Origin of the sequence: Streptomyces ficellus (assembly GCF_009739905.1) — a bacterium.
GTDB lineage: Bacteria > Actinomycetota > Actinomycetes > Streptomycetales > Streptomycetaceae > Streptomyces > Streptomyces ficellus_A.
Genome location: NZ_CP034279.1, coordinates 6733653 through 6747531, shown reverse-complemented (window position 1 = coordinate 6747531; position 13879 = coordinate 6733653). Strand labels below are relative to the sequence as shown.

The following is a 13879-nucleotide window of genomic DNA, read 5'->3' as shown; positions in this document are numbered from 1 at the left end:
CGGTGCCGTTCCGGGTACCCGGCGCGCATGGACGCGGTGAAGCCCCTCGCGGTGGTGACCGGTGCCTCCAGCGGCATCGGACTCGCCCTGGCCCGGCAGTTCGCCCGGCACGGGTTCGACCTCGTGGTGTGCGCCGAGGACGGTGCGGTGGCGACCGCCGCCGACGAGCTGCGCGGCCGGGACGTGGACGTCGTCGCGGTACGGGCCGACCTGGCGACCTACGACGGCACCGAGCAGCTGTACGCGGCCGTGCGCGCCACCGGCCGCCCGGTCGCGGCGGCCGCGCTCAACGCCGGCGTCGGTGCGGGTGGGGCGTTCACCCACGTGGCCCTCGCCGACCACGCCCGGATCATCGACCTCAACGTCACGTCGACGGTTCACCTCGCGCACCGGCTGCTGCGGGACATGGTCGCGGAGGGTTCCGGCCGGCTCCTGATCACCTCCTCGGTGGCCGCGATGGCGCCGGGCTCCTTCCAGTCGGTGTACAACGCCTCCAAGTCGTTCCTCCAGTCCTTCGCCCAGGCGCTCGCGCAGGAACTGCGGGGCACCGGGGTGACGGTGACGTCCCTGCTGCCGGGTGTTACGGACACGGCGTTCTTCCGCCGCGCCGGACTGGACAGGACCCGCCTGGGGCGGATGCGCAAGGACGACCCGGCGAAGGTCGCCGAGGACGCGTTCACGGCCCTGATGCGCGGCCGGAACCGGGTGGTCGCCGGGTCGGTGGCCACCAAGGTGCTGGGCGCCGTCACCAAGGTGGCCCCCGACCGCCTCAAGGCCGCCGGGCAGCGTTTCCTCTCCGAGCCGCGCTCCAGGGGTTAGCGCCCCAGCACCTCCGGGTTGGCGCAGTGGGCGAGCGGTTCGCCGCGCAGGAAGCGGGCCGCCTCGGCCGCGACGATGCGGGCCGCCTTGTGGGCGACCTCCCGGCTGGCGCCCGCGATGTGCGGGGTGAGGACGACCCCCGGGGTGGACAGCAGCCGTGCCCCGGCCGGCACCGGTTCGGCGGGGAACACGTCGAAGCCGGCGCCCGCGAGGTGGCCCGAGTCGAGCGCGTCGCACACGGCGTCGTAGTCGACGAGGGCGCCGCGGGCGCAGTTGACGAGCACCGAACCGGGCGGCATCGCGGCGATCTGCGGGGCTCCGATCACGCCCGTGGTCTCGTCCGTCACGCGCGCGTGCAGGGAGACGATCCGGGAGCGGCCCAGCAGCTCGTCCAGCGGGACGAGCCGGGCGATGCCGTGCACCGCCTCGGGTGCCACGTACGGGTCGTGGACCAGGACCGTGGCGCCCATGGCGGACAGGACGCGTGCCACGCGTGAGCCGATCGCGCCGTAGCCGACCAGGCCGACCACCGAACCGTCGATCTCGATGCCGCAGTTGTCGTAGTCGTAGTAGTCGCCGCGCCAGGTGGCGTGCTTGAGGTCGGTGTGGACCTCGCCGATCCCCCGGGCGGCGGCGAGGATCAGGGCGAGGGTGTGTTCGGCGGTGGCGACGGCGTTGCGGCCGGGGGCGTAGCAGACGGCGACACCGTGCCGGGTGGCGGCCTCCAGGTTGGTGTTGACCGGGCCGCCCCGGCTGACGCAGAACAGCTCCAGGTCGGGGCAGGCCCTGAGGATGCGCTCGGTCAGGGGCGCCAGCTGGGTGAGGCAGATCCGTGCGCCGCGCAGGGCGTCGATCAGCTCGTCCTCGGTGCCGGACGCCTCGTCGACCTCGGCGACCTTCCCGAACGGGGTGTGCGGCCAGGGCAGTTGGATTTCCGTCACGTCGAGGCCGGCCGCGGAGGGCGCGGCGGCCCGCAGTTCCTCCTGGAGGAGGCGCGGCAGGACGAAGTGGTCGCCGGCGGCGAGGACGGTGGTGGTCACGGTGGGGCTCCCGTCAGTGGGTGGGGTGGGCGGCGGGTGCGTTGAGCCGCAGCAGGGACGCCGGTCCGCCGGCTGGCAGCCGCAGTTCGGTCAGGGCGCCGTTCTCCAGGGCGGGGAAGACCTGGCGGTAACGGGCGAGGGGGATGCCGAGCAGCCGGCACAGCACGAGGCGTACGAGGGTGGAGTGGGCGACGACGAGGACGCGGCCCTCGGGGAGTTCCCGGGCGGTCTCCTCCAGGCAGGCGACGGCCCGGTCGGCCGCGGCCACCGGGTCCTCGCCGCCGGGCAGGTGGTGGGCCACCGGGTCGGTCAGGAAGGCGGCGAGCGCGTCGGGGAACTCCTCGGCCATCTCGCCGCGGGTGAGCCCGTCGCCGCGCCCGAAGTCGACCTCGTACAGCCGCTCGTCGACGCGCGGGACGAGACCGAGCGCGGTGGCGGCGGGTCCGGCGGTGAGGCGGGCGCGGGACAGGGGCGAGCAGAGGACGGCGTCCAGCCGCTGTCCGGCGGCCCACGCGCCGAGCGCGGCGGCCTGTTGGTGGCCGCGTTCGGTGAGCGGCACGTCGGTGCGGCCCGCGTAGCGGTTCTCGGCGTGCCACGCGGTCTCGCCGTGGCGTACGAGGATGAAGTCGGTCACTGCTGGGCCTTTCTGCGGGCGTGCGCCGCCACGGCCCCGTCCAGCAGGCCGCGTCGGGTCAGTTCGTCGACGAAGCCGAGGTACACGGGGGTCAGCCGGGCGGTGCGGGAGGGGTCGGGGGGCAGTTCCTCGCGGGTCCGCACCATGGCGGCCGCCGCCTCCCGCAGGGTGGCGCCGGACGCGGTCGCGGCGAGCACCGCCATCCCGGTGGCGCTCTCGGCGTGTTCGGGCAGGGTGACGGTGCGGCCGAGGACGTCGGCGCGCAGCCGGCACCAGTAGGCGTTGCGGGCGCCGCCGCCGGTGAGGGTGAGCGGTCCGTCGACGGGTGCGCCGATGTGGTCGAGGTAGTCGAAGCAGAGGCGTTCGACACAGGCCACACCGAGCAGCAGGGCGTGGAACTCCTCCGCGTCGCCGTGCGGTTCGCCGAGGACGAAGGGGGTGGCGTCGGGGGCGCGGAAGGGGAACCGTTCACCGGCGGTGCCGGCCAGGGGGTAGGCGACGGCGGTGGATCCGGTGGCGGCGGCCGCCTCGGTCAGGGCGTCCAGGTCGGCGCCGGGGAACCGCCGGGCGACGGCTCCCGCCCCGCTGCTGGAGGCGCCGCCGGGCAGCCAGGTGCCGCCCGGGCCGCGGTGGCAGTAGACCACTCCCCCGGGGTCGCGGACGAGGCGGGGGCTGACGCCCTTGAAGACGAGGGTGGTGCCGAGGACGGAGTTCCACGCGCCGGGGGCGAGAGCGCTGGCGCCGATCTGCGCGGCGCAGCCGTCGGTCATGCCGGCGACGATCGGTGTGCCGGCGGGGATCCCGGTCTCGTCCCGCGCGCCGGCGCACACCGTGCCGAGGACGGTGCCGGGGCGGACGACGTCCGGCAGCAGGCCGGCCGGGACGCCGAGCCGGGCCAGTTCCCCGTCCGGCCAGCGCTCGTCGACCAGGTGGTAGCCGGTCTTCAGGGCGTGGCTGGCGTCGGTCGCCACCTGGCGGCCGGCCAGCCGCCAGGTGATCAGGTCGGCCTGGTGCAGCAGCCGGGCGTCGGGGAAGTCGGTGTTGTCCAGCAGCCACAGGAGTTTGGGTAGCGCCCAGGTCGGCTGCATGGCGCGGTAGCCGAGCGCGGTCCAGACGTCCTCGCCCGCCCTGTTGACGCGGGCGGTGTAGGCGCGGGCCCGCCCGTCGTCGTACATGAGGCCGGGTGTCAGGGGTCTGCCGCGCCGGTCGGCGAGGAGGACGGTGCCGGAGGTGGCGTCGACGGCCAGGCCGCGGATCCGCTCGGGCGCGATGCCGGCGAGGGCTTCCCGGCAGGCCGCGGCGAGGGCGGACCACCACTGCTCGGGGTCCTGTTCGTGGCGTACGCCGTCGCGCCGGCCGGTGAGCGGGCGGGACGCGGCGGCGAGCAGCCGGCCGGTGCCGTCGACGGCGACCGCCCGTGCGCTCTGGGTGCCGAGGTCGAGGCCGAGGTGGACGGCGTCGCCGGTCAGGGCGTCAGGCATGCGGTGCTTCCGTGATGTCGGCGGGGGCGGGCGACCAGCCCAGGGATCGGGCGGCGGCGCGCCAGGTCAGGAACGATTCGTACAGTCCGTCGTAGTGGGCGCGGCGCCCGGGGTCCGGTTCCCAGCCGGAGCGCATGTGGACGTACGTGGCGGCGGCCTCGGGCATGCTGCGTTCGGCGCCGCTGAGGACGAGACCGGTCAGGAACGCGCCCTTGGCGCCCAGTTCGGTGTCGGCGCTGCGGGCGGTGGGGACGCCGGTGACGTCGGCGATGAGGCGGCACCAGGAGTCGCTGGCGGAGCCGCCTCCGCACAGGCGCAGTTCGTGGACGTCGGTGCCGGACGCGCGGAGGCAGTCGCGGACGACGAGGGACAGGCCCTCGAAGACGGCGCGGGCGAGGTGGGCGGGGGTGTGGTCGAGGGACAGGCCCCAGAAGGTGCCGCGGGCGCGGGTGTCGAGGAACGGGGCGCGTTCCCCGGCGGGTGCGAGGTACGGCAGGAACGCCGGTCCGCCCGGCCCGGGTTCGGTGGCGAAGGCCAGCTCGCCGAGGGCGGCGGGCCCCTCGACGGCGAGGAGGCGGGCCGCCCAGTCGAGGACCTCGGTGCCGGACAGGGTGGGGAAGGCGCGCAGGATGCGGTCCCGGCCGCCGTAGGCGATGTTGATGCCGCACGGCTCGCCGTCGGTGTCCACTTGGCGGGTGACGATCTCGGTGCACAGGGTGGTGCCGAGGATGGCGCACGCCTGGCCGGGTTCGACGACACCGGCGCCCCGGGCGGTGGCGGCGATGTCGTAGGGGGCCATGACGACGGGCAGGCCGGGCGGCAGGCCCAGTTCGCCCGCGGTGGGGTGGGTGATCTCGGCGATGCGCTCGTGCTCGCCGAGCACGCGCGGCAGGAGGCGGGCGTGCGGCCCGAAGCCGAACAGGTCGATGAGGGCGGGGTCGTAGGTGCCGGTGGTGTGGTCGAGGAACGGGGCGGACGCGTCGGACTCGTCGACGGCGCTCACCCCGGTGAGCTTCAGGAACAGCCAGCCGGCCGCCGTCAGCGCCGTACGGGACCGTTCCAGGCGTCCGGGGTCGTGGGCGGCGAGCCAGCCGATCACCGCGTTGGGCATGCCCCCGCAGGTGAGGGAGCCGTTGCGGCGGTAGGCCTCCTCCAGGAGCCCGTCGGCGGCCCACCGGTCGAGCAGGTCGCCCGCGCGGCCGTCGGACCAGAGGATGGCGGGCCCGGTGGGGCGTCCCTGCGCGTCGACCAGCCAGCAGCCGTCGCCCTGTGCGGTGAAGCTGACCAGCCAGACCGGGTCGTGGCCGGGGCCGAGCCCGGACAGGGCGCTGCGCACGGTGAAGACCACCGCGTTCCACACGGCGTCCATGTCCTGTTCCGCCCAGCCGGGCCGGGGGCGCAGGACTTCGGTGCCGATGCGGGACAGCGCTATTTCGTTTCCCTGGTCGTCGAAGACGACCGATTTGATGACGGACGTACCGACGTCGATGGTGAGAACCGACATGACTGGAATACCTGCCCCTTCACTCGCGGACGCCAGGTAAACGCCTGGCCGGGCGGAGCGTCAATCAGCTGCGCGATTATCCCGCGGCCGGGCGGGGCCGCCGTGTGAGGTCGTGGCCGCGCCGCTCGGACGGGCGGCGGCGACCCCGTACCGCCGTGTTAAGTTCACGTGAGATTCGCACCACGCGGCAAGGAGCGGGACGCCATGACCCGGATGGACACCCAGGAGGAGCGGCGGCGCAGCCTGCGCGAGCTGGTGACCGCGAAGGGGTTCGTGCGGACCGGCGAGCTGGCCGAGGAGTTCGGTGTGAGTGTGATGACCGTCCACCGCGACCTGGACGCCCTCCAGGCGCAGGGCTGGCTGCGGAAGGTGAGGGGCGGGGCGAGCTGTCTGCCGTCGACGCAGTTCCACGGCAGCGTCCATGAGCGCATGACGACGATGGCGCAGGCCAAGCAGCGGCTGGCGCGGGCCGCCGCCGAGCTGCTGGCGCCCGGGCAGATCGTGATGCTGGACGACTCGACGACGTGCCTGAGCCTGGCCCGGCAGATGGCCGACCACACCCCGCTCACGGTGATCACCAACTCGCTGCCGGCCGTCACCGCGCTGTCCCGGGAGGCCGGCGTCTCGCTGATCGCGCTGGGCGGTACGTACTTCCCGGCCTACGACGCCTTCATGGGGCTGCACACCGCGCAGAGTGTGGAGTCCTTCCGGGCGGACGTGCTGTTCATGTCGACGACCGCGGTGACCGGGGACCGCTGCTACCACATGTCGCCGGAGACGGTGCAGGTCAAGCGGGCGATGATGGCGTCCGCCGCGCGCCGGGTGCTGCTCATCGACCACACCAAGTTCGCCAACCAGGGGCTGTACGCGCTGGCGCCGCTGACCGACTTCGACCTGGTGCTGGTCGACGACGCGGCCCCGGCGGCGCAGGTGCGGCGGCTGCGGGACATAGGTGTGGACGTGCGGACGGTCGGCACCTCGCGCTGACACCGGGCGGAGATCACAACGCCCACGTGAACGTAACACCGTCTTCACCTGGCCGTCCTCCGCGCTTCGCTCTCCCCTCGCGCCCGTGAGCTGCGGCGATGCCCAGCGTACGGCCCTCCGGGGCGGATGCGGAGCGTCTACTTCACGCCACCGGCGGGAGCCGTGACGGGGTTTTCCTCCCGGTCGATTGACGCCCTTCTCACACGGCCGTTTCATCGTGACGCCTCAGCGCGCCGCTTCCCCGCGCATTCCCCGACCTTTTCGAAAAGGTGGTTTCCGTGGCCGTCGTACTCGACCCTTCGTCCTCCGCCGAAGACACCCCCGCGAGACATTGGCTGGACCGGATCGGTATTCCCCGGCCGCTCGCCTGGGGATTCCTGGGCGTACTCGTCTTCATGATCGGAGACGGCGTCGAATCGGGTTATCTGTCGCCCTATCTACTGGACGAGGGCCTGTCCGGGCCGCGGGTGGCACTGCTGTTCAGCGTCTACGGCGTCACCGCGAGCGTCGCCGCCTGGTTCTCCGGCGCCCTGTCGGACCTGTGGGGCCCGCGCCGGGTCATGATGCTCGGCCTGGGCGTCTGGGGTGTGTTCCAGGTCGTCTTCCTCGTCTTCGCCGTACCGACAGCCGACTTCCCGCTGCTGCTGGTCAGCTACGGGCTGCGCGGGTTCGGCTATCCGCTGTTCGCGTACGGCTTCCTCGTCTGGGTGACGGCGGTGACGCCCCGGCGGCGGCTGGGGTCCGCGGTGGGCTGGTTCTGGTTCGCCTTCACCGGCGGTCTGCCCACGCTGGGGTCGCTGGTCGCCAGTGTCGCGGTGCCGCGGATCGGCGCGTACGAGACGCTGTGGCTGTCGCTGGGGCTGGTCGTGACGGGCGGTCTGATCGCCCTGCTGCTGGTGCGGGAACCCACCGGCCGCAGCCGGCTCGCCCCGGCCGGGGAGCGGCCGGTCGCCACCCTGCTCGGCTCGCTGTCGATCATCTGGCGCAACCCGCGGATCGGCGCGGGAGCGGTGGTGCGGGCCATCAACACGGCGCCGCAGTTCGGCTTCCTGGTGTTCCTGCCGGTGTTCTTCACCGACACGCTCGGCTTCACGCTCAGCGAGTGGCTTCAGCTGCTGTCCGCGATGTTCGCCACGAACATCTTCTTCAACCTGATCTTCGGTGTCGTCGGCGACCGCATCGGCTGGCAGCGCACGGTCGCCTGGTTCGGAGGCGTCGGCTGCGCGGTGACCACGCTGCTGCTGTACTACGGGACGGTGTCGGCGGGCGACGACTACGCCCTGGCCATGGTGCTGGTGAGCCTGTTCGGCGCGACGCTCGCCGGCTACGTACCGCTGTCGGCGCTGATGCCGTCGCTGGACCCGGCCCACAAGGGGCGGGCGATGTCGGCGCTGAACCTGGGCGCCGGTGCCAGCACCTTCCTCGGCCCGGCGCTGGTCGGCCTCTTCCTCGGGCCGCTCGGTGTCCCGGGCGTGATGTGGATCTTCGCGGTCCTGTACCTCGCGAGCGCCGTCCTGACCCTGTTCCTGCGGCTGCCGGAGCCGGTAGCCGCGGCGGGCGCGGGGTACCCGTCCGGCCCCGGCCCGGCATCGCGGGCGCGGAACGATTCGCCGGAGGCGTAGTCATGAGTGATGCGTGGGACTACCCGACCCCTTCCCAGGCGGAGGGCGAACGGGAGCCGGGTGTCGACGAACACCCCGACGTGGCGCGCTCGACCCCCTCCCAGGCGGAGGGCGAGCGCGTCGGCGAGCAGGAGGAACAGGCGGGGCCCGGCAAGGACGGCCGATGAGGTGGTGACACAGGGGGCGGGCGCGGCGGCGCCCGCCCCTCGGCGTCCCCCGGGCCGGCGACAGGGCGTGGCCGGCCCCGGATTGGCCCACGCGCGAGGGCGCGGAATGGACCAGGGAGTGGGCCGGTCGGGGACCTAGGTTTAGGGCTGCCGCCGTCGCCCGTGCGCGGCGCCTCCACCACCGTTTCTCGTCCGGGGGAAGTCCATGTCCGTGCGGTTGCTGCCCACCGCCGGCCCCGCCCGGGGCCTCGCACTCGCCCAACTGGTCAACGCCGTGGGCGACGGCGCCTACTACGTGTGTTCCGCGCTGTACTTCTCCCAGGTCGTGGGGCTCTCCGCCGCCCGGATCGGGCTCGCGCTCACCCTGGCCTGGGCGGTCGGCGCCGTCGCCGGGGTGCCGCTGGGGCACCTCGCCGACCGGCGCGGGGCGCGGGGCACGGCCGTGCTCCTGGCGGCCGCGACCGCGCTGGCGGTGGCGGGGCTGCTGCTGGTGCGGTCGTACGCGTGGTTCCTGCCGGTCGTGTGCGCCTACGCCACCGCCCAGTGCGGGCTCGCGGCGGCCCGCCAGTCGCTGCTGGCCGGGCTGGTCGAGCCCGGTGCGCGGACCGGGGTGCTGGCGCACCTCCAGTCGGCCGCCAACGCCGGTCTGGCGGTGGGTGCGGCGCTGGGCGCGGTCGCCCTCGGCGCCGGTACGCCGGCCGCGTACCTGCTCGTCCTCGCCCTGGACGCGGTCGCGTTCGCGGGGTGCGCGCTGCTGCTGTGGCGGCTGCCGGCGGTGGGCCCGGAGGCGGTGCCCGCGACGGCGGCCGACCGGGGGAAGGGCGGCGGGCTCGCGGTGCTGCGGGACCTGCCGTTCGCGCTGGTCACGCTGCTCAACATGGTGATGCTGCTGCGGATGCCGCTGATCAGTCTCGCCCTGCCGCTGTGGATCGTGGGGCACACGGTGGCGCCGGGCTGGACGGTGTCGGCGCTGCTGGTGCTGAACACGGGCGCGGTGATGCTGTTCCAGGTGCGCGTCGCGGCGTCGGTCACCGACCTCGCCGGTGCGGTACGGACGGTGCGTTCGGGCGGCGCGGTGATGCTGGCCGCGTGCGCGGTGTTCGCCCTGTCGGGGACCGTCGCGGGGCCGGTGTGGAGCGCGGTGGGGGTGCTGCTGGCGGGGGCGGGGCTGCTGGTGTGGGGCGAGATGCGGCAGTCGGCGGGCGCCTGGAAGATCGCGTTCGACCTGGCGCCGCCCGGACGGCAGGGCCAGTACCAGGGCTTCTTCCAGGCCGGTGTGCCGGTGGCGCGGATGTTCGGGCCGGTGCTGCTGACGGCTGTGGTGCTGGGCGGGGGCGGGCCGGGCTGGCTGCTCCTCGGCGGGCTGTTCCTGGCGGCGGGGGTGGCGACGGGCCCGGCGGTGCGCTGGGCGGAGGGCCGCGGCGCGGCCGGCCGTGGCGGAGGAGGTCAGGAATGCTCCGAGATCAACGGGGCACTCGACGGTACGGAGCGGGCTGCCGCGCACAGCTGAGACCGACGGCAGAAGGATGCCCGCTCCCCGTTCCTGGAGGAGTTGTGGTGATCGAAACACGTGGGGTTGAGGAGGACGCTGAGGTCCCGGGCGCGCTGGGGGGTGTCTCATGTGCGGGCTGAGCGGAGAGATCCGCTTCGACGACCGCCGGCCCGACGTGGCCGCGGTGGAACGCATGACCGACCGGCTGGCGGCCCGCGGTCCTGACGGCCGGGGCATCTGGTCGCAGGGACCGGTGGCGCTGGGGCACCGCCGACTGAAGATCATCGACCTGTCCGAGCGCGGCGCCCAGCCGATGACGGACGCCGACACCCGGCTCACCGGGGTCTTCAACGGCTGCATCTACAACTACCAGGAGATACGCGCCGAGCTGCGCGCCCTGGGACACCGGTTCTTCTCCACCTCCGACACCGAGGTGATCCTGAAGGCCTACAGACAGTGGGGCACCGACTGCGTCGACCGTCTCATCGGCATGTTCGTCTTCGTCATCGTCGAGAGCGACACCGGCCGGGTGGTGCTCGCCAGGGACCGGCTGGGCATCAAGCCCTTGTACCTGGCGCACACCCCCGGCCGGCTGCGGTTCGCCTCGACCCTGCCCGCGCTGCTCGCCGGCGGCGGCGTCGACACCTCGATCGACCCGGTGGCACTCCACCAGTACCTGAGCTGGCACGCCACCGTGGCGGCGCCGCGCACGGTGCTCGCCGGGGTGCGCAAGCTGCCGCCCGCGACGGTGCGGGTGGTGGAGCCGGACGGCTCGTACACCGACCACCGCTACTGGCAGCCGTCGTACACGCGCCGGGCCGAGTTCGCCGGCATGGACGCCGGTGACTGGCGGGACGCGGTGCTGGACTCGCTGCGGACCGCGGTGCGCAGACGGATGGTCGCCGACGTGCCGGTCGGCGTGCTCCTGTCCGGCGGGCTCGACTCGTCGCTGATCGTCGGTCTGCTGGCCGAGGAGGGCCAGAAGGACCTCGCCACGTTCAGCGTGGGCTTCGAGTCCGAGGGCGGCGAGGAGGGCGACGAGTTCGCCTACTCGGATCTGATCGCCCGCCGCTACGACACCGACCACCACCAGCTCATGGTGCCCTCCGACCGGGTGTCCACGGCGCTGGACGCGACGGTCGCGGCGATGAGCGAGCCCATGGTCAGCCATGACGTCGTCGCCTTCCACCTGCTGTCCGAGCTGGTCTCCAAGGAGGTCAGCGTCGTGCAGAGCGGCCAGGGCGCCGACGAGGTGTTCGCCGGCTACCGCTGGTACCCGGACATGGCCGCGGTGGAGCGGGAACGCGAGCCCGAGAGGTACGCCGAGGTGTACTTCGACCGGCCGCACTCCGACATGGCCCGCATCCTCCAGCCGCACGTGCTCGCCGACCACGACGTCTCCGGCCGGTTCGTGCGCGAGCACATGGCCGCGCCCGGCGCCGAGACCGCCCTGGACGCGGCGCTGCGGCTCGACACACACGTGATGCTCGTCGACGACCCGGTCAAGCGGGTCGACAACATGACCATGGACTGGGGCCTGGAGGCCCGGGTGCCGTTCCTCGACCACGAGCTGGTCGAGCTGGCGGCGGCCTGCCCGCCGGAGCTGAAGCTGGCGCAGGGCGGCAAGGGCGTGCTCAAGGACGCCGGGCGCAAGCTGCTGCCCCGTGAGGTGGTCGACCGGCCCAAGGGGTACTTCCCGGTGCCGGCGATCCGCCACATGGCCGGTCCCGTCCTCGAACGGGTCCGGCAGGCCCTGTCCGCCCCCGAGGCCCGGGCGCGCGGGATCTTCCGCGACGAGTACCTCACCGAGCTGCTCGCCGCCCCCGACGACCACCGTACGCATCGCGGGGCGAACGCCCTGTGGCACGTAGCGTTGCTGGAGATATGGCTGCAGACGCACAGGATCAGCTGACCAGGCCCACCTCGGCGGCACCCCTGCTGGTGCCGCTCGCCGACGCGGCGGGCGCGCGGGACACCCCCCAGCCGCTGATCTCGCACGGCTGCTGGTACCCGTCGGCGGACCCCACCGGCGAGCACGTCGCGTTCATCTGCGACCGCACGGGCGTACCGCAGCTGTGGACCGGCCCGGTCCACGGCGGGATCGACGGCGGTGAGCTGCACCTGCTGGACTCCGACCCGGATCCGGTGACCGAGGTGGCGTGGTCGCCCGACGGGCGGTGGATCGCCTACACGGTCGCACCCGGCGGCGGCGAGCACACCCGGGTGCTGTGCGTGCGCCCCGACGGCACCGGACGCCGGATCGTGGCGGGCGCCGACTCCGGCAGTTCGGCGTACCTGGGGTGCTGGACGCGCGACGGCTCCGCCGTGGCGGTCACCGTCGCCGAACCGCCGCCCGCCCCGCCGGGGGCGCCCGACCGCCCGGACGCCCCGGGCGGGGACGACCGGGTGGAGTTCGGCGAGCTGCCCGCCGACTGGGCGGAGCGCGACGGACAGGCCACCCTGCTGGGCGGCGCCCGCCGGGGCGTCGTGGGGCCGGAACCGAACGGCGCGGCGCCCGACGGGGCCGTGCGGGACCGGCTGACCGCCTACCTGGTCGACCCCTACGGGGCCGCCTCCCCCGTCCTCGTGGCGGCCGAGAGCGGCGCCGCGACGCTGCGGGTGTGCGACGTCAGCCAGGACGGGCGGCTCGCCCTGGTGCGGCGGGGGCCGCGCGGGCGGCGGGAGGCCGTCGTCGTGCGCACCGCCGACCTGGGCACGGGCTCGGTGCTGCGGGTCGCCGACGGTGACCCCTGGATCGGCCGGTTCTCGCCCGACGGGCGCACCGCGTGGCTGCGCAGCGACCACGAGCGGGAGTTCGCGGCGCTGCTGGCGGCGGGGCTGGACGACGACGGGCGCCGCCGCGGCCTGTCGGTGGTCGCCGAACGCGAGGGCTGCGACCTGGAGCTGCTGGCGTTCGCCGAGGACGGTCGCACCGCCGCGCTCGCCTGGAACGTGCGGGGCGCGAGCGAGTTCCAGACCCTGGGCCTGCCGCCGGCGGGACCCGCGGCGCCCGCGCCCGGCGGCGGCGCCACCGGGACGGCGCCGCCCCACGACGTCGGCCTGCCGCACGAGGTGGTCACCCGGATCGGCCGGGCCGGGCCCGGCGGGCTGGTGCTGGCCCTGTCGGGTTCGCAGCGCCGCCCCGGCGTGTGGTGGCTGCCACGCGCCGCGTCGCCCGCGCGCACGCCCTGGTCGTCGCGGGACGAGGACGCCGTACCGCCCGGACGGACGCCCGTGCGGCCCGCTCCGCTGCGGCCCACCGCCCGCGACGGGCTGGTGCTGGGCGGCTGGTACTACCGTGCGCCGGGGCGCGGCGAGGGGCGCCCGGCGCCGTGCGTGATCCATCTGCACGGCGGGCCGGAGGAGCAGGAGCGGCCGGTGTTCGAGCCGCTGTACCACGAGCTGACCGGGCGCGGTCTGGACGTCTTCGCGCCCGACGTGCGCGGGTCGTCCGGCTACGGACGCTCCTTCGTGGACGCCGACCTCGGCAGGGGCCGGTTCGCGGCCATCGAGGACGTCGCCGACTGCGTGGCGCACGTCGTCCTGTCCGGCCGGGCCGACCCGACCCGGCTCGCGGTCATGGGCCGCAGCTACGGCGGCTACCTCACGCTCGCGTCGCTGGTCTGGCACCCGGGCCTGTTCCGGACGGGTGTCGCGGTGTGCGGAATGTCGGACTTCGCGACGTTCTTCGCCGGGACCGAGGCGTGGATCGCGGAGTCGGCGGCGCACAAGTACGGCCATCCGGTGCGCGACCGGGAGCTGCTGCGGGAGCTGTCCCCCATGAGCCGGATCGACGCGCTGCGCGTACCGCTGTTGGCGGTGCACGGCGAGCACGACACCAACGTGCCGCCCGGCGAGTCGGAGCAGGTCGTCCGGGCGGCCCGGGAGCGGGGTCACGCCGCGGAGCTGCTGACGCTGCGCGACGAGGGTCACGAGTTCCGGCGGGCGGACAACCGGCGGCTGTTCCGGCGTACCGCCGCCGACTGGATGGAACGCCACCTGACCGGCTGAGGACGGGCCCCACCCCGGCGGGCCCCACCGGGCCAACCCCGTGCGAGCGATCCGGCATGCGCATAAAGTGACTGGAAACAGGCATTCCGTACACCACTTCGGTACCCGACCCAGAATGTGGA

General features: G+C 74.3%; 11 protein-coding genes. 7 read left to right on the top strand and 4 right to left on the bottom strand.

Features of this window, described 5'->3' with window-relative positions:
• The first annotated feature begins 27 nt into the window (after positions 1-27).
• Complete coding sequence (locus tag EIZ62_RS30305; RefSeq protein ID WP_156695853.1) at positions 28-819, top strand: SDR family NAD(P)-dependent oxidoreductase; 792 nt, start codon at positions 28-30, stop codon at positions 817-819.
• Here EIZ62_RS30305 and EIZ62_RS30300 read toward each other — a convergent pair.
• The 4 genes from EIZ62_RS30300 to EIZ62_RS30285 are packed head-to-tail and all read right to left on the bottom strand — an operon-like array spanning position 816 to position 5478.
• A complete protein-coding gene (locus tag EIZ62_RS30300) occupies positions 816-1859 on the bottom strand; it encodes a 2-hydroxyacid dehydrogenase (protein ID WP_156695852.1) in 1044 nt (347 codons plus the stop codon). The two genes, EIZ62_RS30305 and EIZ62_RS30300, sit on opposite strands and share 4 nt — an antisense overlap.
• Positions 1860-1872: 13 nt before the next feature.
• Positions 1873-2493, bottom strand: coding sequence for a histidine phosphatase family protein (locus EIZ62_RS30295; RefSeq protein ID WP_156695851.1), 621 nt, complete (start codon positions 2491-2493; stop codon positions 1873-1875).
• Positions 2490-3974: an FGGY-family carbohydrate kinase gene (locus EIZ62_RS30290; protein ID WP_156695850.1), complete on the bottom strand. Its 1485-nt coding sequence runs from the start codon at positions 3972-3974 to the stop codon at positions 2490-2492. Before EIZ62_RS30290 ends, EIZ62_RS30295 begins: the two co-directional genes overlap by 4 nt.
• Positions 3967-5478, bottom strand: coding sequence for an FGGY-family carbohydrate kinase (locus EIZ62_RS30285; protein WP_156695849.1), 1512 nt, complete (start codon positions 5476-5478; stop codon positions 3967-3969). The genes EIZ62_RS30290 and EIZ62_RS30285 overlap by 8 nt, the downstream gene beginning before the upstream one ends.
• Positions 5479-5682: 204 nt before the next feature.
• Here EIZ62_RS30285 and EIZ62_RS30280 point away from each other — a divergent pair, with 204 nt between their 5' ends.
• The 6 genes from EIZ62_RS30280 to EIZ62_RS30260 all read left to right on the top strand — a co-directional run bounded on the left by EIZ62_RS30280 (position 5683) and on the right by EIZ62_RS30260 (position 13757).
• Positions 5683-6465: a DeoR/GlpR family DNA-binding transcription regulator gene (locus EIZ62_RS30280; protein WP_208828106.1), complete on the top strand. Its 783-nt coding sequence runs from the start codon at positions 5683-5685 to the stop codon at positions 6463-6465.
• A 278-nt stretch (positions 6466-6743) separates the two neighbouring features.
• Positions 6744-8087, top strand: a complete 1344-nt coding sequence (locus EIZ62_RS30275) for an MFS transporter (protein ID WP_244376039.1) — start codon at positions 6744-6746, stop codon at positions 8085-8087.
• A gap of 2 nt (positions 8088-8089) precedes the next feature.
• Entirely contained in the window at positions 8090-8254 is a 165-nt protein-coding gene (locus EIZ62_RS32065) for a hypothetical protein (protein ID WP_167536443.1), read from the top strand.
• Between the two features lie 205 nt (positions 8255-8459).
• The gene (locus EIZ62_RS30270) at positions 8460-9764 is read left to right on the top strand and encodes an MFS transporter (RefSeq protein WP_156695847.1); all 1305 of its coding nucleotides are present in this window, start codon (positions 8460-8462) and stop codon (positions 9762-9764) included.
• 109 nt (positions 9765-9873) lie between these two features.
• Positions 9874-11658 carry an N-acetylglutaminylglutamine amidotransferase gene (locus EIZ62_RS30265; RefSeq protein ID WP_156695846.1) on the top strand — a complete coding sequence of 595 codons (1785 nt, stop codon included), beginning with the start codon at positions 9874-9876 and terminating at the stop codon, positions 11656-11658.
• A complete protein-coding gene (locus EIZ62_RS30260; RefSeq protein ID WP_156695845.1) occupies positions 11631-13757 on the top strand; it encodes a prolyl oligopeptidase family serine peptidase in 2127 nt (708 codons plus the stop codon). Before EIZ62_RS30265 ends, EIZ62_RS30260 begins: the two co-directional genes overlap by 28 nt.
• Positions 13758-13879: the final 122 nt, after the last annotated feature.